Here is a 23,253-nt window from a genome sequence, read left to right as displayed (position 1 = left end):
AAAATGGCATTTGACAAGCTAAAATATGATGAAGACATCTACTACGTCTCGGTTTTTCTCCATACAGATGAAGAATCATGGCGTTACGAGGTTTATGTCAATGGTGATGAGGTAAAACCTATCTTCATTGAGCATCTCTATCGTAATGAAAGAGGTGCGGCAAAACATTATGAGAAATATTCTCAGTACGGATATCAGACCATCACTTATGAATGGGAAAATAGCGAAGCACATCCTTGCCATGTTGAAATAAAGTACTATTCCCTGGAGCATGAGTTGATTGAAACACGTAACTATCAGGTTAATTATAAAGATGATATTCCGCATACCATTGTAGATTCGGAAGGTCATGAAATATACAGCAATGACAATTTTGAGAAGAACATCGAAGAATTGATCAATGAGGTAAAAGGCCTGATCATACAATCGGTAAGGATGACTCTGGAGAAAAAACATTCTTTATTTAAAGGAAAGATTGCCTTTGCTTTGTTTGAATACAACATACAAGGGGTCTTCCCTCCCACTCTGGCTTTGGCTAGCGAAGAAGAGGCTGCCGCAGAAGAAGATCCATTTAGTTCATACAATGCCCCCGATTTACAGTACTTTTCAGAGCGAAATGAATATGAATTTGATTTTTACCATAAGGGAACCAGTAAGTATAGCGTACTGAATAAGCATATCTATGAAGAATTAGAGCCAGATGAAGGGATGGCACTTGCTCGTTCAATCTACATAGACATCTGTAAGTCTACAGAGCTTCAGGCAATATTTGAGGAATACCTGGACCTGGCTGAAGACTTTCACATTACTGCGTATGATTATGATGCTTTTGATCTGGAGGTAATGCTGCCACTAACTCTGGACGAAAATATTTGGCAAAAATTGTCAGCAAAAAAGCAGGCTTACGAAGAAGCAAGACCATACCTGAAGAATACTTAGCCATCATTGAGGAAAATACAGAAGCACTACAGATCGATCCTTCTCAATGGGCACAGTTGGTGGTCACGGCGCGCCAAGCCAGCACCTCTTTTGGCTACCTGCCCAAGAAGCAATATTTCATTAAACCATTAGATTACGAACGCCGATTTAACCAACCGGCCCCTTATTCCGATTTTATCCGCCTCACCGGAGCTTCTGCTGATCCCCAACCTGATAGGCCTATTAAGCATTATCTGGATAAGGAAGGAAGGGTTTGCCTGATTGAGTACTTTTATCAGGGGCAGGTGACTTATGAGATTGTCTATACCTATGAGCCGAATCGAGTCACAGAGTATAAAAAACATCATAAAGAAGAGAATTTAGAGAAGAAAAACGTGCTATTGCTGAAGGAAGGCAAGCCCGAGCACTTTATTAGCTATTCAGAACATTTTGTACGACGCTCAACTTTTACTCTACTCAATGATACCGTTGCAGAGACTCAGAACTCAGTGCTGTATATAGACCTGGAGAATAAGCACTGCTCTGAGAGTAAAAGCTTGGATAGGTTCACCTATTCGGCAGAAGGAAACCTGACAAAAGTAGGGTGCTACACCGAAAACGGCGAGGAGATTATGACTTACGAAATTGAGGGTTAATGATGAGTTAGGTTTGTACTTTAGCCATGTTTTAAATAGCCACTGAACTTTTGAAAACCTCGGAACTCCCTACCTATTTGCTATATACCGTATTGCTGGGAGATATCTCCTCAGGATTCATTTCAACGACCTTTCCATCTTTGGAAACAATTATTGGGGTTTTCTTATACTTCTTAAACTCAATCAGTTTTTGATACGCTTTTTCAAGTCCAACTATAATTTTATCAGTATTGTCCATGCTAGTTATTTTGGTATTTATTTTTTAAATCGTCCCACAAACCTTGATTATTGATAATGCTTCCTTTTGTGTTTTTATACGCAACAATTTGATAAGGTTCCCCTGAATTATCTATAAACATCCATTCATCAACAAGTGGTTCAAATATCGAAAAGAAATTCTTCAGTCCATTCTCATACCGTCTTCTAATAACATCTTCTGGAATGTTGTGCCCACCTTCTTTAACTCTGGTTTCGACTCGTTTAACAGCCAAATCAGGATTTCTTAACCAAAAGAATAGAAGAGTTAAGCGATATCCGTTTTCCCGGGCTTTTGTTATTAAATTCTTATAACTTCTTGTTGAGAGGGTTGTTTCGAAACCAAAATCATTTTTCCTACTAATCAACCTGTCAATTTTAGACAGCATTAATCTTCCTGCTGCCATGGCTTCTGATTCGGGGTTAAATGGTGATAACCCTTTCGCAATTTCATCCGCATTCACAAATTCATTGCAGTCCAATATTTCTGGTAGAAGAGTGTATGAAGCTGTAGTTTTTCCAGCGCCGTTACAACCTGATATGATATATAAATTATTCAACGTACTCAAACATACATTTTTTCAATAATCTCTTCTTCAAAATAGCCTCATATTCTTATTTCTAATAGCCAAACTGCCCCACCTTTACAACAGTGTCCATGCAGCGCGTTCTGCAACTAAATCTAGAAAGAAAAAAGTTGCTAGAGAACATAACAAGTAACATGGGCAGCTTCACCATCGAGTTGCTCTGAAGTATCAGATGACTCAGTCGGCCATATAGCTTGTTGGAATGCGTTTATTCCAGTTCGAGGTTTTGGTTGATAATTCGTTTCTTCATCTTCCCTTTCTTCCTTCGTTCCTACTTTTCTTGTTTGGCATATTCGTTTATATGGAATGAGTTAATAATAATACCCTCTATTTTCCATTTATCTTTACCTAACCGGCCAGAGGCCTCAGTAATAGTAGTCACACGGCAATGAGCCGAGTGACTGATTGGGTTAATGAAGAGTTAGGTTTGCCATGAGCCAAAGTGATGTGATAATACCCCAAAAATTAGGTCAGCATTTTAAGTTCAAAAAAGAAACTTTTTTTTACTGAAATGACAAGAAAGAAATTCTCTCTGCGTTGGGGGTAATTCCACACAACGCTCTTACTAAACGGACGTGGCGGTCCGCCTGCAAGGCGTGATCGTCCGTCCGTGCCAAAGATAGCAAAACCTAGCTAAACTATTAGGCCGAAATAGGAAGACTACTTAAGAGCCAATGCCGTTTAGTTGATATAGCCTGTTTAAAATTTCTACGAGGGAGTGTTAGCTCATCTCTGTCTGCTTCCCTGCCAGGGGCTAGCCCCTGGCAGGGAATTTTTTATTTTTTGGTTTGACTGGTTTTTAGTTCCAGTTCCAATCTTCCCTCAAATCTAATGGCTAATTGCTGCACCGTCAAACCCCAATTCCGCAAAGGTGAAGTCCATTTTTTTCTCAATACGTCTGCAAACTAAGTAAACTAATTTCATCAAGGCCATATCACTGGTAAATGCTCCCTTACTCTTGGTAACTTTTCTTACTTGTCTATGAAAGCCCTCCACTGGATTTGTAGTGTATATTAACTTTCTTATGGGTTTACTGTAATCGAAATAAGTGCTAAGTAGTTCCCAGTTATCATTCCAAGATCGTATCACCACAGGATATTTCTTTCCCCATTTTTCTTCCAGTTCTAATAAAGCAGTCTCTGCCTGATCTTTTGTGTCTGCTTGATAAACTAATTTAAGATCTTGTATAAACACTTTCTGTTCTTTACTGGCTACATATTTCAAGCTATTTCGAATCTGATGAACTACACAAAGTTGAACATCTGTTTGTGGGTAGATGGAGTTGGCTATTTCGGTCGGACTATGCCAGTTGTTTCGGTCAAACTATGCCAGTGATTTCGGTGTATCTATGCCACTTTAAGAGTTTCGTAATTTTAGTAAATATTAATGTTTCAACATACCTTTTCTCAAAGATTCTCCTTTGAGATCTATTCTATGAGAAGAGTTAACGAGCCTGTCTAATATGGCATCAGCAATAGTGCCTTCACCAATAATATCATACCAGGCTGATACTGGTATTTGAGAGGAGATTATAGTTGAAGTTTTTCCATGACGATCATCGATAATATCCATAAGTACTTCTCTTGCAATATTGTCCATGCTTTGTAAACCAAAATCATCTAGTATTAAGAGTTGGGCAGAGGTAATTCTTTTAAGTTCTTTGATATAGGTGCCATCTACTTTGGCGAGTTTCATTTTGTTGAACAGGCGAGCTGTTACCTGATAGATGGTGCTATAGCCCATCAGACAAGCTTGTCTGCCTATGGCCTGACTCATAAAGCTTTTGCCTACTCCTGAAGCACCTGTAATAATGATGTTTTCACTTTGCTTGATGAACTGTAAGGAGGACAACCTGTTGAACATGTTTTTATCCAGATTCCTATTTTCAGAGAAGATTATTTCATCCATGTCTGCCTGCTGCTTGAAGGTGGCCTTTTTCATCAGCCGTGTAATCTTCTTATTCTGCCTGTCTTCCCATTCACTTTCAGTGAGTAAGGCCAGATATTCATCTGGGGTGCATTTTTGATAAGCATTGCTGCTGAGTTGTTGTCTGTGCAGTTCAGCCATCGCAGATAGCCTCATGGATTTTAGTTTTTCTATTGTTTGATTATTGTTCATAAAATTATTGTTTACTGGTAATGGTTAGCCCCTCTGATGTTTTTGTGAGAAGGGATATGTGATTGATGATTTTCTTGTTCTATTTCATGCTCGTCCATATTATTACTGAGTATATTTTTGAGCCTTTGATAGCTGTATGTGTCATGATGAACAGCCCTTAGGCAGGCTTTATCTACACGCTCATGGCCATAGTTTTTGGCCAGCATTAAAATGCCCATGGCTCTTTTGTAGTTAATCTCAGGATAGTCACCCTGCAGGAATAAACCTGTCATAAACAGCTTTACATTTACACCTATTTTACCTCCCTGATCAGAAAAATACTGGGGACTCCATTGGCTATAAGCACGGTGTGTACTGGAGAGGTGATTCTTATTAGTAATATAAGCACCCTTACTCATTACTCTATTATGCAGCGCAATGCGTTGGCTTTTGTAGTATACTTCAACATGTTTGGAGGTGTACTGTATCTGAGTTTGAGAGCCAATGTAGCGATAGGGAACGCTATAATAAGTCTTGTCAGCCGAGAAGTATACATATCCCATCTTCTGTACCTTGGCTCTGGCGTATTCTTTAACCTGATAAGTACTTTGGGGTAAGCTTTTTAGAAGGGATGATTCTACGGATTGGAACAGCTCTTTTCTGGAAGCTTCTTTTCTTTGAAAAAGCACATTATTATAGCCCTTAAGATGATGCTGGATCTCTTCATTAAGCGCTTCAATAGAGAAGAAAGTCATTTTACGCATAGGGTAATAAATGCGCTGATAGGCCAGCTGAACAGCATTTTCTACCAGTGCTTTATCTTGTGGGGCATAACTACGTGTAGGGTTTATGGCACACCCATAGTGATGAGCGAAGTCTTTGAAAGTTTTATTAATAACCGCCTCATACTTACTGGATCGGGTAACTGCCGATTTAAGGTTGTCTGACACGATGGCTACAGGTACTCCTCCAAAGAAGCGGAGTGCATTATTGAGGCATTGAATAAAGTCCTCCCTTTTTTGACTTTTACATGCTTCCACATAAGTATACTGACTAAAAGGAAGTGTGGCCACAAAAACTTCTACCTGGCTTACTTCTCCTGTAGATGGATCTACTACTTCTAATTTCTTACCTGCAAAATCAACATAAAGCTCTTTTCCTGCCTTGTGCTCTAACTTCATAGAACCTTTGGCCTGTTTGTACTTACGCTGATAATGGGTGGTAAACTGAGTGTAACTGTAACTATCCTGAGTTTGCTCAGCATACAACTGGTAGTGGTACTGAAGGGTAAAGCCAGGGTGATGACGCTGTGGGTGCATGGTCTCAAAAAAACGCATTAAAACCGCATAACGATCATTGTTTATGGTTGTCTTAGACGAAAATAGCTCTTCTAAAGCATCAGTATCCAACTGTAGCAATGCTTCCATGGGCTGATCGCTTGACTGAAGTGATCGCAAATAATGGTTAACAGTGTTTCTATTCACACCCAGGGTCAAAGCAATTTGCCGATTGCTCAGCCCTCTCAAATGAAGATTGATAATTTGTTTTAAGTCCATTATGTCAAGTTTATTCGCCATCCTTTTTTTGGGGCGATATTAACAATCAATGAACTCTTAAAGTGGCATAAATCGAACCGTAATAGGTATCAATTATTATAATATGGTGGCACAAATCGAACCGTAATCAAATAGATACACTGGCACGGTTTGAACCGAAATCACTGGCATATACCTAACCGAAATGGGTGGCATAATTCAAACCGTTGTATCCAGGAGTGTATCGCTTCACTAAAACCTTTCAAGTTATCAGTGCAGGCTATCAAAATATCTTTCAAGCCTCTATTTTGTAGCTCAGTAAGTATCTGAAGCCAAAAATTAGCTCCTTCGCTTTCTGATAGGTACATGCCCAATATCTCCTTGTTGCCCTGCTTATTGATCCCTAAAATATTATAAAGGGCTTTATGCTTCACCTTACCTTCATCTCGCACCTTAAAATGCATGGCATCTAGCCAAACAATACAATAGACCGATTCTAATGGCCTATTTTGCCACTCCTTTACTTTAGGGATCACTCGGTCTGTGATATCACTTAACACCTCTGTTGATATATTTGTGTCATACATCTCCTTGATGTGTTCTTGAATATCTCTCAAACTATTACCTAGCCCATACATGGCTATTATTTGCTTCTCAAGATTGTCTGCCAGTATACGCTGGCGTTTCTCTACTATTCTTGGCTCAAAGCTGCTATGACGATCTTGAGGAGTATTTATCTCAACGTCTCCTAAACTACTCTTAACTGTTTTCTGGCCTTTGCCATTGCGCTTATTGCCATGAGAGCGTCCTTTTTCTTCACTGGATAGGTGATCCTCCATTTCTGCTTCCAGAGCTTCTTCTAAGAACTCCTTCAACATGGGGCTGAAAGCCCCATCCTTACCAAATAGAGATTCTCCTTTTAAAAATTGTTTAAGTGCTTTTTCCTTTAATTCTTCTTTCTCTTGTTTGTTCATTGCTCTTTAGTCTAAACATTATTTCTTTATATCCAAAGTTTAGACAGAGATGAATTGACAGTCTCCTCAAGACCCTTTACATGCTTAAAGCCAGACTCTGATCCAAAGCCACAGCCCTTAATCTCAATAAGTAGGGCTTCAATATCATATCTCAATAATGACTAATCGCCATAGACTGTGCCACGGTTCGTTCAACACTGTCTTCATGCTTGGCTCGATGAGCCACACGAAGACTTAGTTATTCTGTGTAGTTATTTAATTTCATCAACTATGTCTTTCAACGTTCTCTCGTTATAATCTTTGCTTTCTAGTTGCTTATCATATGGAACGATTACAAGATCAGCCCAAGAAATTGGCTCGGCACCCTCATTAAATGGGGACTCTTCAACGATGAACCATGACTCTTTGCCGTCCCATGTGAGCCTAATTGCCAACTGTTCAGTCATATTTTTCCAAACAGTAAACCTTGAACCAAAGCTCAATACTTCATCCTTACTTTCAGTTTTTTTAAAGTTATCTAACTCAAGCTTTGCCTGAAGCTTTTCTTCTATTCTATTAAAGAGTTCTTTTTCAGCTCTCATTATTTGCTAATATTTGGAAAGAGCTTCTGTTACACCCCTTATGAGCTTTGAAATATCCTCTTTAGTTATTGGCTGATTGTGTGCTGCGTGGTTCCCTACTGATGCCAAATAATCAAAGTTTTTAAATTCGATTTTGTCATAGAATTTATTCTTGTACAATTCTCCATTAAAGTCGGATAATGTAGGTCTATGCTTACTAAACACAACTCCTTGATGGTCACAAATTGCTCTAAGTTTTTCTTCCAGTACAGCCCGAGAAATTACACCGGATGCAAGGAAATATCCTTGATCAAATAAATATTCAGCTTGATCTATTAGATTGGAAAAGGCTTCAGCATAAATGATATCCTCAATCCGGACCAAGTATCCTTTATCAATTGTATCATTAATTGATTTTAGCCCTCCAATCATTGAGGTGGTATTAGTCAGTGTATTACCCTTTTCTCCATGAAAGATCTCCTTCCATGGGTCGGCAAGCTCACCCAATAGATTTATTAGAACGTTACAATTGGATTTCCATTTCTTAAACCCTTCAAGGTCAACATAACTAATGGGGTTTGCAATAACAAAGCCCCCCATATACCTATCTTCCCATTTGGTAATAAGGAGCGATTCACCTTCAACGATGCATTCTGAGCAAATTTTCTTTATTAGTTCAATATTCTTCATTAGAGTCCTTATTAAGCCTAGCTATTATGAGTGGGGATTAGAAAGCACTAACCTCTCGTCTCGCACATAGCCACGCCTTGATTTAAATTTAAAACTTGTGGCGGACTTTCCAATCCCCACGAAAATATCCTGACCGATGAAACCCCATTCATTCATAGCATATGTTAGAGAGCTTTTCATTTGATTACAGTTGCAATGACAGCACTCCCAATTCCAGCATAATACGTTTTGAAAGGTTGTTTGGCCATGAACTTTTCAAAGCCTTTATCAATTTGTTCAAGGGAGTTAATTTGTTCGACAAAGTACTGTAAGAACCGAGCCTCTTTCAGTTCTGGAAATGAAGTTGGAGTCCAATAGCTCTTAAAACTAAATGAGTTTGGCTCTGTAGTTTCAATGATATAAGTTACTCCGTCAAAACCTTGCTTCCATCCCTCGATTTGATTGTCAGTTGGTAGGTTAAGAATATTGAAGTCTTTGATTAGATTGTTAATTGCTTGGGTAGTTTTTTCGTTAAGTTGTTGGCTGCTGTGATACAAGCGACCTTCATAATCATAGCTATCTTTCTTCTCTTTGTATTCGCGCAAGAAGTAGATTACCTCTGAACTCAATTCATCCTCAGATTTCCAAAGTCTGATAACTTTATATCCGTCCCAAAATCTGAATTCAAATGCTTGAGTGGATTTGTCAATGGTTGCTAGTCCCAGTTCGTTGTTAAGCTCAGTTCGCCAGTTAAACCAAAACGAAGTATCACTTTCTACCGTCAGTTGCCGTTCTTGGGCGAAGGTTGAAATGGCTGTTGCAACAAGTATAAATTTGACTGATAGAATTCTCATTTTGCTCTCCAACGATTTGTATATGACAAGTAGGACAGTAAAAAGCACTGAACTTTCATAAACCACCGAATGCCCTATTTGCGATATACAGGGTTGGCGGTATTTTATTCTTTTTCAGCATCTATTTGTATTGCTTCATAATCAAGAAGCTCCTTAAAACCCTCACTATAATTAGAATCCATAGATTCAATTACAAGTTCTATTACATCATCAATATATTTCTTGGCAGTATCCACATGCTCAATGCTTATCTGACCAAAATCTTTTGGAACTGTCTCATCTTGATATTTAGCATATAAAAATTCGAAACCATCTTCTTTAATCAATTGGTTTTCTTCTGATTTAATAAAGTTAGCATGTACAAAGTCATTTCTAAGATTAACGATTCGGTGATAATTCTTAAACCTTTCGTCCTCATTATCGATCTGGTCAACTATGAATCCGTTACAATAGGTTGGTATCATTCTCAATTTTACATCTATTTGATGTCTATTGATAGTGCCATAAATTCGTTCATCACGATGTTCGTTTTTTAAATGTAGTTCATAAACTAAATTAAGAAACGCTTCAAACGAGGACAGATACATTAAAAATGCAGATCTAGAAACATCAAATTGTTTTAAATAAACTTGAAACGAATCCTGTATGTCATTTTGGGTTGTTGAACTATTTACAACATCATTTGCGAGTCCCCTTAGATTTTCCGCAGTTGAATAATACAATTTGAAGGGATTTTGAATAATTCTAGCATCAGGTTCCCTAATTTTGGCTTTGAATTCTTTTTGAAAACGCGAAGCGTACTTTTCTAGTAATTGTTTGATTTTTTTACCGATTTTTTCAGCTTCTTGTGTATTTCCATTTTCACTGTAAACAGCAATTGAACTGTCTAATACTTTCCAATCGTAAATTTCAACGTAATAATCATCTACTTTAAAGTTATATGACCATTGATTTTTGTCATCATCAATACAGTCGTTATTTGGTTGCCCAAACACTTCCTTTAGAGACTTATAAATTAAGTAAGGATTTAAGTCTGGCTTAATTAAAGAGTTTCTCTCGATAACTTGATGAGGTACATCTTCATTGAATAACTTCAAATCTTCCAGAGTCTGCATAATCTTACTTTAAATTTTTAAGGGATATCCTTATTACCGCCCACGTAGTAATATATGTAATTGCATATATTCGCAAAATATCTTTTTTACTAATCTAGAAAATTTTTAATATTTTTTATGCTTTTCAAGGCTACGTGAGTATAAATCTCGGTGGTTCGAGAAGAAGAATGACCTAATAACATTTGAATATATCGTAAATCAACTCCTTTCTCTAGCAGGTGAGGGCAATACTATGTCTGAGCATATGAGGTGTGACTTTATTGTTAAGCTTAACCCATACCGCTGCTCTGTGCACAATACTCCTAACGCTTGAAGCACTATACTTCATCCCCGGAGCACCCTTATAAATATATTTTTCTGGCTTAAATGCCCTGTAATAATTCCTTAAGTCATTTAATACCGTTTCTCCTAGTATTGTATACCTGTCTTTTTTACCTTTTCCTGATGCTACTTTTATCAACAACCGGTCACTCTCAATACGGCCAACATTCCCTTACCACCAGCATAGGTAATATGCTGAGCTATAAAGAATAAAGATGAGGCTCTTTTCTACTTTTTGAACTTTTTAAAGTTTTGAGTTTGATAAGGGCATTACAAATGCCCGTAAAGATATCAATCGCAATATAATTGCGATCGAGCTTGGTTAGCTCCGGGAAGTGATTTTGCAGTTCGTTAATAGGGTATTTGGGTTCTTTGAGGTATTTCATAACCATGAAATGCTTCAGTGAGCGGAAGACCTCACAGCAAGAAAGAGATTTTTGTTACTTTTTTGATCGATTGCAAAAAAGTAAAGAACACATGTTATAGAATGTAGACAGTAGCTTCTTAAAGCCTGCAGATATTTGAAAAGCCTATGCTAGATGAATACATAGATGTCTCCTTTCGTCGACATAACCCTGATTTTTAGGAAGTAGAGTAGATTATGTCACATCTATTGGTGCATTTAAATCCAAGCCGACTCTATGAGTGGCATCGTCACCTTCCCTATCTGGTAATTAAGAGGAAGATATGACGAAGTAATCTTGAAGCTATGGAAGGCGGACTGCTCTGGTCTGCATAGGCAATTTCGAGATTGCTTCATTACGCTTCGCTACATTCGCAATGACCAGTTTATTTTGGTCAGTACGTTATCTTGCTGTACCGTCGTGAGGTGAAATAGGATTGAAAAACAGGCTATTCTCTAGTCCTTAGTGGCAGTTCATGGCTATGAAATGCCTCTGCGAGCGGAAGACCTCGCAGCAAGAAAGAGATTTTTGTTACTTTTTTGATCGTTTGCAAAAAAGTAAAGAACACAAGCTATGGAATGTAGACAGTGGCTTCATAAAGCCAGTAGATGCTTGAAAAGCCTATGCTTGATGAATACATAGATGTCTCCTTTTGTACCAATGACGTAATACACTAAATAGGTATTTGTTCAAGCTCATAACCTAATTCTTTAGCTGTTTTTACTAGCCACCTTTCTCTATGGAGCTGCATTTTTTCTTCATATGCTTTGATGCCCCGTTCTGTGTAATCAAGCCCTTTTACCATAAGCCGCCAGTAGAGTACGGCCAGTTTTCGGGCGGTAGCTTTAGTAGCTATGCCTGGACCTCTTTTGCTTTTCAATCTACGCCCAAAAGCTCCCAGTGCTATCTTTTTGCTTTCTATTAAACTTTGGGCTATTTGTCTGAATATTTGTCCTGCCTTTGGCCTGTACTTTCTGTTTCTGGTTTTATTTTTCTTGCCAGACTGGTGTTGATCTGGAGATAATCCTAGCCATGAAGTGAAATGTTTCTCACTGGGCCACTTACAAAGTTCCATGCCTATTTCAGAATACAATTGTAGCCAGGTATAATCGGTAATACCCGGCAAACACGTAGCATCTTTGCCTGAAAAGATTTTCAGCAGGTGTCCTCCTAAGTGGTCTATATCAGGTTTATTATGTCTAACAGGTTTTCGATCTTTAACAGAATCTATTTCATTTTTGCTTTCCATATCTGAATCGTAGTTATTGAACCGCTTCATGACTTCTTCCAGTTTTTGGTCACATGCCAGTATTTGTTGTTTATAAAATTTGTAACCACCGTATGCCTGTCCCAAAGCAAATAACCCTGACTCGGTATAATAGCCTGAAAGTGCCTTGATGACTTGAGAGGCTTTCTTTTCTCTAATACTGCTATGGCACAGGGATAAGAGCTTTTGGGCATCACGTTCCCCTGCCAGGATGGCTTCTATGATCGCCAGACCACTGGCGCCATGTATCTGACTGAGCACTTCTTTGAGCCGGATGTTCATCTCTATTAGCGCCTTTTGCATGTGGTTTACATGCATAGAGGCTGTTCTGAGATGATCTTCTCGCAACCGCTGGTAAGCACGAACTTCCTTCACTTGAGCATCGGGAACAAAACAGCGATTCAATAAGCCATGACTATGAAGTTGCTGAATCCATTGACAGTCCTTTACATCAGTCTTTCGACCTGGTACTTGTCTTGTCTGGCGCCCATCTACTAACCAGACATCTAAACCTGCTGATTCTAGGATCTCATAAAGGATGATCCAGTAAACGCCGGTGGCTTCCATGGCCACTGTCTCGATCCCCTCTGATAATAAATAACACGATGCCTCTTTAAAACTTTCAGTGAAAGTCTCAAAAACACGAACATCCTTGTTTTCCACGGATACGAAAATGTGCTTGGCTCCTATATCTATGCCTGCAGCATTTGCTCTCATCTTTTTCATGACTAATTTTCTAAAAGTTAAACAAAGACCTGTAGGATGAAATATTGTACACGACAGACTACCAATCGGACATTCCTATAAAAACAAGGAAGTACCATACTCTGTGACTCCTTTCTATCCAACCATGCTCGACAACAGGCAAATTGCACTATACCAGGTTCGGCTATATTGTACAGGCCACTTCTATTCTTAACGTCATTTCTTTTTGTGCGGTTGAAACAAATGTTAGGTCTACCAATGACCCTGATTTTTAGGAAGTAGATCATGAATCAGTACCGATCGTCTACACTTCGACGGGGCTACCAATGACGTAATACACTAAATAGGTATTTGTTCAAGCTCATAACCTAATTCTTTAGCTGTTTTTACTAGCCATCTTTCCCTATGGAGCTGCATTTTTTCTTCATATGCTTTGATGCCCCGTTCTGTGTAATCAAGCCCTTTTACCATAAGCCGCCAGTAGAGTACGGCCAGTTTTCGGGCGGTAGCTTTAGTGGCTATGCCTGGACCTCTTTTGCTTTTCAATCTACGCCCAAAAGCTCCCAGTGCTATCTTTTTGCTTTCTATTAAACTTTGGGCTATTTGTCTGAATATTTGTCCTGCCTTTGGCCTGTACTTTCTGTTTCTGGTTTTATTTTTCTTGCCAGACTGGTGTTGACCTGGAGATAATCCTAGCCATGAAGTGAAGTGTTTCTCGCTGGGCCACTTACAAAGTTCCATGCCTATTTCAGAATACAATTGTAGCCAGGTATAATCGGTAATACCCGGTAAACACGTAGCATCTTTGCCTGAAAAGATTTTGAGCAGGTGTCCTCCTAAGTGGTCTATATCAGGTTTATTATGTCTAACAGGTTTTCGATCTTTGACAGAATCTATTTCATTTTTGCTTTCCATATCTGAATCGTAGTTATTGAACCGCTTCATGACTTCTTCCAGTTTTTGGTCACATGCCAGTATTTGTTGTTTATAAAATTTGTAACCACCGTATGCCTGTCCCAAAGCAAATAACCCTGACTCGGTATAATAGCCTGAAAGTGCCTTGATGACTTGAGAGGCTTTCTTTTCTCTAATACTGCTATGGCACAGGGATAAGAGCTTTTGGGCATCACGTTCCCCTGCCAGGATGGCTTCTATGATCGCCAGACCACTGGCGCCATATATCTGACTGAGCACTTCTTTGAGCCGGATGTTCATCTCTATTAGCGCCTTTTGCATGTGGTTTACATGCATAGAGGCTGTTCTGAGATGATCTTCTCGCAACCGCTGGTAAGCACGAACTTCCTTCACTTGTGCATCGGGAACAAAACAGCGATTCAATAAGCCATGACTATGAAGTTGCTGAATCCATTGACAGTCCTTTACATCAGTCTTTCGACCTGGTACTTGTCTTGTCTGGCGCCCATCTACTAACCAGACATCTAAACCTGCTGATTCTAGGATCTCATAAAGGATGATCCAGTAAACGCCGGTGGCTTCCATGGCCACTGTCTCGATCCCCTCTGATAATAAATAACACGATGCCTCTTTAAAACTTTCAGTGAAAGTCTCAAAAACACGAACATCCTTGTTTTCCACGGATACGAAAATGTGCTTGGCTCCTATATCTATGCCTGCAGCATTTGCTCTCATCTTTTTCATGACTAATATTCTAAAAGTTAAACAAAGACCTGTAGGATGAAATATTGTACACGACAGACTACCAATCGGACATTCCTATAAAAACAAGGAAGTACCATACTTTGTGACTCCTTTCTATCCAACCATGCTCAGGGACAGGCAAATTGCACTATGCCAGGTTCGGCTATATTGTACAGGCCACTTCTATTCTTAACGTCATTTCTTTTTGTGCGGTTGAAACAAATGTTAGGTCTCAGGCTGACTCGGCTGTGGTTTCATCTTGCTGTACCGTCGTGAGGTGAAATAATATTAAAAAAACAAGCTATTCTCAAGTCCTTAGTGGCAGTTCATGACCATGAAATGCCTCTGCGAGCGAAAGACCTCACAGCAAGAAAGAGTTTTTTGTTACTTTTTTGATCGATTGCAAAAAAGTAAAGGACACAAGCTATGGAATGTAGACAGTGGATTAACCAAGCAAACAGCTGTATGAAAAGCATTCCTTAAGCAAATTAAGAAATGCCTCAACAAATATATCCTGCTTCAAAGGCAAGATCATATGAATTAACCCTGTATGGTAGTAGATACAAAATATAAACAGAAGTTTTAATCTATTTCAATGTCCTTACATGAAGGCACAAAAAAAGCTGCCCTCTCAGGCAGCCCTTCACTTATACACAAAACATGTCTATATTTTAATAATATTGAGCAAGGCTTTCTGCTGTAAACTCTCTCAGCTCTTCTACTTTACCCTCTTTCATTTTTTTCACCCATTCAAAATCCTGTAAAATAGCTCTTCCTACTGCTATCAGGTCAAAATCACCTCTTTCATACCTTCTGGTAAGCTCATCCAGATTGTTATTTTTCTCTGCTCCCTGGCCTGCAAAGCTGCCGAGGAAATCACCACTAAGACCTACACTACCTACGGTGATGGTGGGCTGTCCCGTAATTTTTTTGGCCCAACCTGCAAAGTTAAGATCAGAACCTTCAAACTCAGGTTCCCAAAAACGCCTTTGAGAACAATGGAAAATGTCTACTCCTGCTTCTACCATGGGTTGCAACCACTGCTCCATCTCAGCAGGGTTTTGCGCCAGCTTTACTGTATAATCTTGCTGCTTCCACTGAGAAAGTCTCATGATGATCACCATATCTTTACCCACAGCTGCTCTCACCGCCTTTATCACTTCCAGAGCAAATTTATTTCGCTTGACTATGGTATCGCCACCATACTCATCAGTACGTTTGTTCGTTCCCGTCCAGAAAAACTGGTCGATCAGGTAGCCATGTGCACCATGCAGTTCCAGGCAGTCGAAACCCAACCTCTTGGCTGCTGCGGCAGATTCAGCAAACTTCTTAATTGAATCTTCAATATCTTCTACACTCATCGTCTCCGGTCCTTCCATAGGATCAGGCATAGTAATACCCGGAATAGTGGTGTTACCCACGTGCCAAATCTGAGGTGCTATTTCACCACCATTAGCATGTACATCTTGCACTACTTTTTCCCAACCATTGAGTGCCTCACCATAAAAGTTAGGGATGTCAGGATGATTTTTAGATGATGGTCTGTCTATTACCGTACCCTCCGTAAGAATCAGGCCTACGTCTGAAGCCGCACGACGAGCATAATAATCTGCTACTTCGCCAGTAGGTATACCTTTTGGCGATTTGGAGCGAGTCATAGGGGCCATTACAAACCTGTTTTTCAATGATAATCCACCATATGAGAACGGTTCGAATAAAGATTCTAAATTCATATCTTCAATTTTGTTATTATGTCAATGACTTTAGTTACGAAAAGAAACTATTATTGGTTATATTTCGTAACCATTAAAATAAAGAAAGTGGTAACCTTTTAGTAACTAATAGCTATGACCCGAAATAAACTGGCAGAATGTAATTGTTCACTGGCTGATGCTATGAACTCACTAGGCACCAAATGGAAGCCTATTATTATTTGTGCTATTGGCCAAAAGAAATTGCGCTTTGGTAGCATAGCGGCCCTCATCCATATTATCTCTCGTAAGGTGCTTACTGACCAGCTGAAAGAATTAGTAGCTGATGGTATACTTTTACGAGAAGAGCACAAAGAAGTTCCGCCACGAGTAGAGTACAGCCTATCCGCGAAAGGACTGGAACTATTGCCTATTTTCAAACAGTTAGAGGCCTGGGAGCAAAAGTACAAAAAGTGCGATTAGCTATTTTTCCATACATTGAGCCCACCAGCAAGGCTATAAACGGTTGTAAAACCACTTTCTTTTAACAGCGTTACAGCTCTGGCACTCCTCACCCCAGACTGACAAACCACCACTATTTCCTGATCAGGAATTCGTTCATAATGATCTGGTAGCTCTGATAGTGGAATAAAAAGGCCGCCTATATTAAAGGCTTCTACCTCGTGTGGCTCTCTCACATCCACTATTGTAAAATGATCTTTTAACTGCTTCTTTTTTAATTGTTCAACAGTAATTTCAGACACCTCTCCCTCTCCACAAAACCAATGATAATCAGACAATTGCTTTATCTTTTTATTCTCAGCATTCAGCGATATTTTAAGCGTGTACTGCGTGTTTTCTAAAGTATTGATCACTAATAAACTGCCAGCGCGTACTTGTCCGATACCTGTAACCATTTTAATAGCCTCCATGGCCTGATAAGTGCCAATTAAACCTGGCAAAACGCCAATTACTCCAGCTTCAGCGCAGGAAGCTACCGTTCCTGGCAATGGTGGTTCAGGAAACAAGCACCGGTAAGTAGGACCATTTTTATAATTAAAAACACCTACTTGTCCTTCAAATTGAGCAATAGCACCATATACAAAAGGCCTATTGAGAATTACACAAGCATCATTAATTAAATAGCGCGTAGGGAAATTATCAGTACCATCTATTACCAAATCATAATGAGTAATAATTTCCAGAGCATTACTCTTATCCAAAGCTTCTTTATAAACGGTTACGTCTATAAAAGGATTATTAGCTTGCAACCTCTTGGCAGCACATTCGGCCTTATTTTTACCAATATCATCATGTGTGTACAGTATTTGCCTATGCAGGTTGGAGGCCTCCACCACATCTCCATCTATTATGCCCAGAGTGCCCACGCCTGCAGCAGCCAGATACAGCAGCGCAGGACAGCCCAAACCACCTGCACCAACCACCAGTACACTGGCAGCTTTTAGGGCTTCCTGCTTTTCTTTGCCAAAACCATTAAGGATCAGCTGCCTGCTATATTGATTTTCTTCTGCTTTACTTAGTGACATATTCTAATGCGGTATCCCAGTCCTTCCAAACAGGCTCATAGCCTTTTGATTTAATTAATTGAGCTATTTCTTGTGGAGAACGTTCGTCTGAAATCTCAAACTGCTCTAACGACTCCGGAGCCACAGCATAGCCTCCCGGATTAGTTTTGGAGCCGGCACTCATAGAAGTAATGCCCAGCTGAAAAACATGATCTCTAAATTTCATGGCCTCTCGAGTTGATAATGAAAGCTCTACATCTTTATTCAACAATCGGTAAGCGGTAATCTGCTGCACCAGCTGCCGGTCAGTCATCTCTACTTTAGGCTCCAGGCCTCCTGAAAAAGGCCTGAGTCTTGGAAAGGAGATGCTGTATTTGGTACGCCAATAGGTCTGCTCCAAATACCTGAGATGCAAGGCCACAAAAAAGCTATCCACACGCCAGTCTTCCAAACCTATGAGTACGCCCAGCCCCATTTTATGCACCCCTGCCCTGCCTAGTCGGTCAGGCGTTTCCAATCGATATAAAAAATTTGATTTCTTCCCTTTCGGGTGATGCTTGGCATAATCAGCCTGATGATACGTTTCCTGATAGACTAATACAGCGTGTAATCCGTAGGGAATTAACTCATGATAATCCGCTTCATCTAAAGGCTGCACCTCCATACTTACGTTAGCAAACTGAGTACGAATTTGCTCAAGTACCTTTTTAAAATAAGGCACTCCCACCATTTTATTGGCTTCGCCCGTTACTAACAGCACATGCTCAAATCCCATTTTTTTAATGGCTGCTACTTCCTTATCAATTTCAATAGGATTAAGTGTTTTTCGAGGCAGCTTATTACCCAAACTAAAGCCACAATAAGTACATATATTTTGGCATTCATTAGAGAGATATAACGGAGCATACATCTGTATGGTATTGCCAAAACGCTGCAAGGTATCCTGTTTACTTTGTCTGGCCATTTCTTCCAGATAAATATCAGCAGCAGGAGATATTAGCGCCTTAAAATCTTCCAGATCACGGTTGGTTCTGGCCAAAGCACGCTCTACATCAGCGGCCTTTTTATTATAGATATCCGTTTTTATAGCCTCCCAATCGTATTTTTCAAATACATCTTTAAAACTAGGCATCGATAAAAGAAGTTAAAGGGCTACTGGCTTGTGCCTGATCGGCAATGGCTCCCAGCTTAGATTCATAAGCCATTCTGCCTGCTTCCACTGCCATTTTAAAGGCCTGAGCCATTTTCTCAGGATCTCCAGATACGGCAATGGCTGTGTTTACCAATACCGCATCAGCTCCCATTTCCATGGCCTGGGCCGCATGAGAAGGAGCCCCAATGCCCGCATCTACTACCACTGGCACCTGACTTTGTTCTATAATAATTTGTAAAAAATCAAGCGTTTTCAACCCTTTATTACTGCCAATCGGTGCTCCGAGAGGCATTACACATGCCGCTCCGGCTTCTTCCAGCCGTTTACACAAAACCGGATCTGCATGAACATACGGCATTACTACAAAACCTTTCTTCGCAAGCTCAATTGTGGCCATGAGGGTTTCCACCGGATCAGGTAGTAAATACTTCGGATCAGGATGGATTTCCAGCTTAAGCCAGTTAGTTCCCAAGGCTTCTCTTGCCATTTCTGCGGCAAATACGGCCTCCCTGGCTGTACGTACGCCAGAGGTATTGGGCAAAAGATCTACTGATCCTACAGCCTCAAGCATATCATCTTGCTCTGACCCTAAATTCACTCTTTTCAATGCCACCGTTACCAACTCAGTAGCGGAAGCTGTAATAGCTGCGCTCATTAAACCGGGGTTACTAAACTTTCCTGATCCCAGAATAAGACGCGAGTTAAATACTTTATTAGCTATTTTCAAATTCTTCATTTAATGCAATTTTTAATTTTTTGATGATATTGGTAGGCTCTTCAGACTTATTAATCAGCGAGGCCACTGCCACACCATGTACCCCAAGTGACCTTAGCGATGGCACATCTTCCAAAGACAAACCTCCTATAGCGATTACAGGAACCTGCACGGACAATAGACGCATGCGTTTAATTATTTGCTCATACCCCTCTAACCCAAGTATAGGACTCAGCTTTTCTTTGGTGGCGGTAAAGCGAAAAGGCCCCAAACCAATGTAATTCACCCCTTTTTTAATTAAGCCTTCTACATGCTCCCAAGTGTTTGCCGTACCTCCTATGATAAAGTCATCTCCTAAAAGCCTCCTTGCCTCCAGCGGATCCGCGTCTTGCTGCCCGAGGTGCACACCAGCGGCTTTTACTTGTATCGCTATAGGCGGATGATCATTGATAATGAGTTTGGCTCCATATTTTTTACATATTTCAGCAGCCTGCTCGGCCTGCTCTAGTATATAAGCCTCAGAAGCTTCTTTGATGCGAAGCTGCACCCAGCTTACTCCTGCTTTACAGGCTCGTTCTATCATCTGTACATGGTTCTCACCATGCGCTCCTTCTTGCGATATATAATGTAATCGGTCTATCATTTCAATTAATAATTTTGCTCAAAGGCCTTTTTAGCTACTTGCTGCATTTCATACATCCAGCTTTGGGTTGCAGCTAAGCCGCCCTCAAGCATATTCTTTAATTTGATGGATGATCTGCAGTCTTTCTTTCACCGTGGGCTTCGTCCACACCTCTCCTAGCAGTGCGGCGCCTGCAAATCCCATCTCTACTACAGTCCTTAAAAGATCTACCGTAACACCTCCCAAAGCCAGCACAGGAATATTACTATCTTTAGTCAATTCCTTTTTGAGCTGCTCATGATCAAACTGAGCTTTATAGTTCTGCTTAGAAATACTATTAAAAACAGGACTCAAAAACGCATAACTCAGCGGCCATTGATAGCTTTTCAATGCTTTCCAAGTATGAAAGGACCTAGACAGGCTACCACTCCAGTTACTTGCCAGTTTATGCTCTTGTGTACTTTTTAAGTGGAAGCCTCCCAATTGGAAAGCTTCCGCTAATTGAACGTTACCGTGCAATACCATCTGACTTCTGCACTCTTTTGGCAATTGTTCTAAGTAGTTACTCAACTCCGAATCTGAGTAATGAGGTTTTCTGATATGCAGGTGAAGTCCTTGATCCAGTATTTCCTTTACCGTATCTATTTCACCTTCACAGTTACGCTCATGGGTGATGATCACGACCTGCATAAACTATTGCTCCAGGTAAATATTGCCCCCATGTTTTTTAAACTCAGAGGCCTTTTCTTCCATGCCTTTTTCAATGGCACTTTCATCAGTAAGGTTATTCTCTTTAGCAAAATCACGTACATCTTGCGTAATTTTCATAGAGCAGAAGTTAGGCCCGCACATACTGCAGAAGTGAGCTACTTTGGCCCCTTCGGCTGGCAACGTTTCATCATGAAATTGGCTAGCGGTATCAGGATCTAATGATAAATTGAACTGATCCTCCCACCTAAACTCAAAGCGCGCCTTACTCAAGGCATTATCTCTATACTGTGCTCCCGGGTGTCCTTTAGCCAAATCAGCTGCATGGGCGGCTATTTTATAAGTAATCACCCCATCTTTCACATCCTTTTTATTGGGTAGCCCTAAATGCTCTTTTGGAGTGACATAGCACAGCATGGCACAACCATACCAGCCAATCATAGCCGCCCCAATACCAGAAGTAATATGATCATAACCCGGCGCAATATCCGTAGTAAGCGGCCCTAAGGTATAAAAAGGAGCTTCATCACACGCTTCCAATTGCTTATCCATATTTTCCTTGATCATATGCATAGGCACATGTCCCGGACCTTCAATCATTACCTGTACATCATGCTTCCAGGCTATTTTGGTGAGCTCACCCAACGTTTCCAGTTCAGCAAACTGCGCTCTGTCATTAGCATCGGCCAACGAGCCAGGACGCAAGCCATCTCCCAGGGAGAAGGACACATCATAGGCCTTCATGATCTCGCAAATCTCTTCAAAATGAGTATATAGAAAGCTTTCTTTATGATGGGCCAAACACCATTTCGCCATAATAGATCCGCCACGAGAAACTATTCCGGTTACTCTTTTCGCGGTAAGCGGTACATATTTAAGCCTTACCCCTGCATGAATAGTGAAATAGTCCACTCCCTGTTCCGCCTGCTCAATCAGCGTATCTTTAAATATCTCCCAAGTAAGGTCCTCAGCCTTGCCATTAACCTTTTCCAAAGCCTGATAAATAGGCACTGTACCAATAGGCACCGGCGAATTGCGAAGGATCCATTCTCTGGTTTCATGAATATTTTTACCTGTAGAAAGGTCCATGATAGTATCAGCACCCCAGTGACAAGCCCATACGGCTTTTTCTACCTCCTCCTCTATGCTGGAGGTGACCACAGAATTACCAATATTGGCATTGATCTTCACTAGGAAATTTCTACCTATAATCATTGGTTCCGCTTCCGGATGATTGATATTAGCAGGAATAATGGCCCTACCCTGAGCCACCTCATCTCGTACAAACTCAGGAGTAATGAGACCTTTAGGGGTATTAGCCCCAAAGTTTTGTCCCTCATGCTGAACATTGAGGTGATTCCACTCTTCAATTTTTTGATTTTCTCTAATAGCAATATACTCCATCTCAGGGGTAATAATCCCTTTTCTGGCATAGTGCATTTGGGTTACATTATGCCCCTGCCTGGCCTTTCTTGGGTTTTCCAGATAAGCAAATCGAAGATCATTCAGGGAGACATCATTTAAACGCTGGTTGCCATAAGCGGAAGAGATTCCTGACAGCACTTCGGTATCATTTCTCTCATTGATCCATGATTCCCGAAGCTTAGGCAAACCCTTTTTCACATCAATATCCATGTTAGGATCTGTGTAAGGGCCGCTAGTGTCATACACCGTTACGGGGGGATTCTTCTCCGCTGCTGCCTCTGGATTAAACTTCAAATTGGTATCATTCAAAGATATTTCGCGCATGGCCACCTGAATATTATGGATTTTGCCTGGCACATAAATTTTCTTTGACTTGGGAAACGGATCGCGGGTAATGCACTCCATCTCCGGAGTTTTGTCAATTCCTCTCATAATTCAATGGTTTTATCCGCCCTGTGTAGCGGTGATGATTAATAATTGATCATGAGATTTTACAGACTGCTCCTTCCAGGCGGTCCGCGGTACCACCTGCTGATTAACAGCCACGGCAACTCCTTGCAAATTTTCAAGCCCTTTTAGCGCTAACACCTGTTCTATGGTGAGGGTGTCTTGATCTACAGTAAATGGTTGGTCGTTGATAGTGAAGTCCATAAAATCTTAATTTTAGATACATGCACTTCAGAGATGAATAACGAGGATGAATTACCAGATAGCAATTCAATATAGATATGTGTGTTCGCTACTTTTCCCTGCGCCCGCATTACCGGGATCAGGTTCTAAGGGTATTTCTCAGCCAGCGTATTGGCACCCCCAAAGTGATGTCTGCAAGGTAAGGAA

At 40.4% G+C, this 23,253-nt stretch carries 21 protein-coding genes, 3 pseudogenes and 1 riboswitch; of the genes and pseudogenes, 3 read left to right on the top strand and 21 right to left on the bottom strand.

Going from position 1 to position 23,253, the window contains the following annotated elements; all coding sequences use genetic code 11:
* Positions 1–3 precede the first annotated feature (3 nt).
* Both LVD15_RS17615 and LVD15_RS17610 read left to right on the top strand, forming a co-directional pair.
* Complete coding sequence (locus tag LVD15_RS17615) at positions 4–939, top strand: hypothetical protein (protein WP_233776532.1); 936 nt, start codon at positions 4–6, stop codon at positions 937–939.
* Positions 873–1,574 carry a hypothetical protein gene (locus LVD15_RS17610; RefSeq protein WP_233776531.1) on the top strand — a complete coding sequence of 234 codons (702 nt, stop codon included), beginning with the start codon at positions 873–875 and terminating at the stop codon, positions 1,572–1,574. The genes LVD15_RS17615 and LVD15_RS17610 overlap by 67 nt, the downstream gene beginning before the upstream one ends.
* 73 nt (positions 1,575–1,647) lie before the next feature.
* On the opposite strand, the gene LVD15_RS17605 is transcribed toward LVD15_RS17610, so the two are convergent.
* The 14 genes and pseudogenes from LVD15_RS17605 to LVD15_RS17540 form a co-directional block, all read right to left on the bottom strand.
* Positions 1,648–1,812 carry a hypothetical protein gene (locus tag LVD15_RS17605; protein WP_233776530.1) on the bottom strand — a complete coding sequence of 55 codons (165 nt, stop codon included), beginning with the start codon at positions 1,810–1,812 and terminating at the stop codon, positions 1,648–1,650.
* 1 nt (position 1,813) lies between these two features.
* Complete coding sequence (locus LVD15_RS17600; RefSeq protein WP_255763292.1) at positions 1,814–2,398, bottom strand: ATPase; 585 nt, start codon at positions 2,396–2,398, stop codon at positions 1,814–1,816.
* A gap of 794 nt (positions 2,399–3,192) precedes the next feature.
* Positions 3,193–3,700, bottom strand: a pseudogene (locus LVD15_RS17595) (IS256 family transposase); the annotation flags it as partial.
* 99 nt (positions 3,701–3,799) lie between these two features.
* Positions 3,800–4,534, bottom strand: a complete 735-nt coding sequence (istB, locus tag LVD15_RS17590) for an IS21-like element helper ATPase IstB (protein WP_233776529.1) — start codon at positions 4,532–4,534, stop codon at positions 3,800–3,802.
* 11 nt (positions 4,535–4,545) lie between these two features.
* Entirely contained in the window at positions 4,546–6,069 is a 1,524-nt protein-coding gene (istA, locus tag LVD15_RS17585) for an IS21 family transposase (RefSeq protein WP_233776528.1), read from the bottom strand.
* Between the two features lie 194 nt (positions 6,070–6,263).
* Positions 6,264–7,022 (bottom strand): annotated as a pseudogene (locus LVD15_RS17580) (IS256 family transposase); the annotation flags it as partial.
* 251 nt (positions 7,023–7,273) lie between these two features.
* Positions 7,274–7,603 (bottom strand): hypothetical protein, encoded by a 330-nt coding sequence (locus LVD15_RS17575; RefSeq protein WP_233776526.1) that lies wholly within the window; start codon positions 7,601–7,603, stop codon positions 7,274–7,276.
* Between the two features lie 6 nt (positions 7,604–7,609).
* Entirely contained in the window at positions 7,610–8,272 is a 663-nt protein-coding gene (locus tag LVD15_RS17570) for a DUF4145 domain-containing protein (protein WP_233776525.1), read from the bottom strand.
* A gap of 176 nt (positions 8,273–8,448) precedes the next feature.
* On the bottom strand, positions 8,449–9,105 hold the full coding sequence (locus LVD15_RS17565; protein WP_233776524.1) for a hypothetical protein: 657 nt from the start codon (positions 9,103–9,105) through the stop codon (positions 8,449–8,451).
* A 104-nt stretch (positions 9,106–9,209) separates the two neighbouring features.
* The gene (locus LVD15_RS17560; RefSeq protein WP_233776523.1) at positions 9,210–10,220 is read right to left on the bottom strand and encodes a hypothetical protein; all 1,011 of its coding nucleotides are present in this window, start codon (positions 10,218–10,220) and stop codon (positions 9,210–9,212) included.
* A gap of 89 nt (positions 10,221–10,309) precedes the next feature.
* Positions 10,310–10,698, bottom strand: a pseudogene (locus tag LVD15_RS17555) (tyrosine-type recombinase/integrase).
* Positions 10,699–11,618: 920 nt separating this feature from the next.
* Positions 11,619–12,938, bottom strand: a complete 1,320-nt coding sequence (locus LVD15_RS17550; RefSeq protein ID WP_233776522.1) for an IS110 family RNA-guided transposase — start codon at positions 12,936–12,938, stop codon at positions 11,619–11,621.
* A gap of 318 nt (positions 12,939–13,256) precedes the next feature.
* Positions 13,257–14,576 (bottom strand): IS110 family RNA-guided transposase, encoded by a 1,320-nt coding sequence (locus LVD15_RS17545; RefSeq protein ID WP_233775820.1) that lies wholly within the window; start codon positions 14,574–14,576, stop codon positions 13,257–13,259.
* A gap of 671 nt (positions 14,577–15,247) precedes the next feature.
* On the bottom strand, positions 15,248–16,309 hold the full coding sequence (locus tag LVD15_RS17540) for an NADH:flavin oxidoreductase (protein WP_233776521.1): 1,062 nt from the start codon (positions 16,307–16,309) through the stop codon (positions 15,248–15,250).
* A gap of 114 nt (positions 16,310–16,423) precedes the next feature.
* Here LVD15_RS17540 and LVD15_RS17535 point away from each other — a divergent pair, with 114 nt between their 5' ends.
* A complete protein-coding gene (locus LVD15_RS17535; protein WP_233776520.1) occupies positions 16,424–16,750 on the top strand; it encodes a winged helix-turn-helix transcriptional regulator in 327 nt (108 codons plus the stop codon).
* Here the strand turns inward: LVD15_RS17535 and moeB are convergent.
* The 7 genes from moeB to thiS form a co-directional block, all read right to left on the bottom strand.
* Positions 16,747–17,814: a molybdopterin-synthase adenylyltransferase MoeB gene (gene moeB, locus LVD15_RS17530; protein WP_233776519.1), complete on the bottom strand. Its 1,068-nt coding sequence runs from the start codon at positions 17,812–17,814 to the stop codon at positions 16,747–16,749. The genes LVD15_RS17535 and moeB overlap by 4 nt on opposite strands.
* Positions 17,801–18,925, bottom strand: coding sequence for a 2-iminoacetate synthase ThiH (gene thiH / locus LVD15_RS17525; RefSeq protein ID WP_233776518.1), 1,125 nt, complete (start codon positions 18,923–18,925; stop codon positions 17,801–17,803). Before thiH ends, moeB begins: the two co-directional genes overlap by 14 nt.
* Positions 18,918–19,682, bottom strand: coding sequence for a thiazole synthase (locus tag LVD15_RS17520; protein WP_233776517.1), 765 nt, complete (start codon positions 19,680–19,682; stop codon positions 18,918–18,920). Before LVD15_RS17520 ends, thiH begins: the two co-directional genes overlap by 8 nt.
* On the bottom strand, positions 19,660–20,304 hold the full coding sequence (locus LVD15_RS17515) for a thiamine phosphate synthase (protein WP_233776516.1): 645 nt from the start codon (positions 20,302–20,304) through the stop codon (positions 19,660–19,662). Before LVD15_RS17515 ends, LVD15_RS17520 begins: the two co-directional genes overlap by 23 nt.
* A gap of 84 nt (positions 20,305–20,388) precedes the next feature.
* Complete coding sequence (locus LVD15_RS17510) at positions 20,389–20,973, bottom strand: thiamine phosphate synthase (RefSeq protein WP_233776515.1); 585 nt, start codon at positions 20,971–20,973, stop codon at positions 20,389–20,391.
* 3 nt (positions 20,974–20,976) lie between these two features.
* The gene (gene thiC, locus LVD15_RS17505; protein ID WP_305038968.1) at positions 20,977–22,848 is read right to left on the bottom strand and encodes a phosphomethylpyrimidine synthase ThiC; all 1,872 of its coding nucleotides are present in this window, start codon (positions 22,846–22,848) and stop codon (positions 20,977–20,979) included.
* Between the two features lie 12 nt (positions 22,849–22,860).
* The gene (thiS, locus tag LVD15_RS17500; protein WP_233776514.1) at positions 22,861–23,067 is read right to left on the bottom strand and encodes a sulfur carrier protein ThiS; all 207 of its coding nucleotides are present in this window, start codon (positions 23,065–23,067) and stop codon (positions 22,861–22,863) included.
* Positions 23,068–23,145: 78 nt separating this feature from the next.
* A riboswitch (TPP riboswitch) is annotated at positions 23,146–23,238 on the bottom strand.
* Between the last annotated feature and the right edge of the window lie 15 nt (positions 23,239–23,253).

The organism is Fulvivirga maritima (assembly GCF_021389955.1).
Taxonomy (GTDB): domain Bacteria; phylum Bacteroidota; class Bacteroidia; order Cytophagales; family Cyclobacteriaceae; genus Fulvivirga; species Fulvivirga maritima.
The sequence above is the reverse complement of the archived record's forward strand: the minus strand, read 5'-3'. Positions and strand labels throughout refer to the sequence as shown.

What these genes read in the sequence shown, in the direction of transcription:
- LVD15_RS17565 (WP_233776524.1), bottom strand. Translation starts at nt 9,105, where the DNA reads ATGAGAATTCTATCAGTCAAATTTATACTTGTTGCAACAGCCATTTCA.
- LVD15_RS17520 (WP_233776517.1), bottom strand. Translation starts at nt 19,682, where the DNA reads ATGAAGAATTTGAAAATAGCTAATAAAGTATTTAACTCGCGTCTTATT.
- LVD15_RS17535 (WP_233776520.1), top strand. Translation starts at nt 16,424, where the DNA reads ATGACCCGAAATAAACTGGCAGAATGTAATTGTTCACTGGCTGATGCT.
- thiS (WP_233776514.1), bottom strand. Translation starts at nt 23,067, where the DNA reads ATGGACTTCACTATCAACGACCAACCATTTACTGTAGATCAAGACACC.
- LVD15_RS17550 (WP_233776522.1), bottom strand. Translation starts at nt 12,938, where the DNA reads ATGAAAAAGATGAGAGCAAATGCTGCAGGCATAGATATAGGAGCCAAG.
- LVD15_RS17570 (WP_233776525.1), bottom strand. Translation starts at nt 8,272, where the DNA reads ATGAAGAATATTGAACTAATAAAGAAAATTTGCTCAGAATGCATCGTT.
- LVD15_RS17605 (WP_233776530.1), bottom strand. Translation starts at nt 1,812, where the DNA reads ATGGACAATACTGATAAAATTATAGTTGGACTTGAAAAAGCGTATCAA.
- istB (WP_233776529.1), bottom strand. Translation starts at nt 4,534, where the DNA reads ATGAACAATAATCAAACAATAGAAAAACTAAAATCCATGAGGCTATCT.
- LVD15_RS17540 (WP_233776521.1), bottom strand. Translation starts at nt 16,309, where the DNA reads ATGAATTTAGAATCTTTATTCGAACCGTTCTCATATGGTGGATTATCA.
- LVD15_RS17510 (WP_233776515.1), bottom strand. Translation starts at nt 20,973, where the DNA reads ATGCAGGTCGTGATCATCACCCATGAGCGTAACTGTGAAGGTGAAATA.
- istA (WP_233776528.1), bottom strand. Translation starts at nt 6,069, where the DNA reads ATGGACTTAAAACAAATTATCAATCTTCATTTGAGAGGGCTGAGCAAT.
- LVD15_RS17560 (WP_233776523.1), bottom strand. Translation starts at nt 10,220, where the DNA reads ATGCAGACTCTGGAAGATTTGAAGTTATTCAATGAAGATGTACCTCAT.
- LVD15_RS17545 (WP_233775820.1), bottom strand. Translation starts at nt 14,576, where the DNA reads ATGAAAAAGATGAGAGCAAATGCTGCAGGCATAGATATAGGAGCCAAG.
- LVD15_RS17515 (WP_233776516.1), bottom strand. Translation starts at nt 20,304, where the DNA reads ATGATAGACCGATTACATTATATATCGCAAGAAGGAGCGCATGGTGAG.
- thiH (WP_233776518.1), bottom strand. Translation starts at nt 18,925, where the DNA reads ATGCCTAGTTTTAAAGATGTATTTGAAAAATACGATTGGGAGGCTATA.
- moeB (WP_233776519.1), bottom strand. Translation starts at nt 17,814, where the DNA reads ATGTCACTAAGTAAAGCAGAAGAAAATCAATATAGCAGGCAGCTGATC.
- LVD15_RS17575 (WP_233776526.1), bottom strand. Translation starts at nt 7,603, where the DNA reads ATGAGAGCTGAAAAAGAACTCTTTAATAGAATAGAAGAAAAGCTTCAG.
- thiC (WP_305038968.1), bottom strand. Translation starts at nt 22,848, where the DNA reads ATGAGAGGAATTGACAAAACTCCGGAGATGGAGTGCATTACCCGCGAT.
- LVD15_RS17615 (WP_233776532.1), top strand. Translation starts at nt 4, where the DNA reads ATGGCATTTGACAAGCTAAAATATGATGAAGACATCTACTACGTCTCG.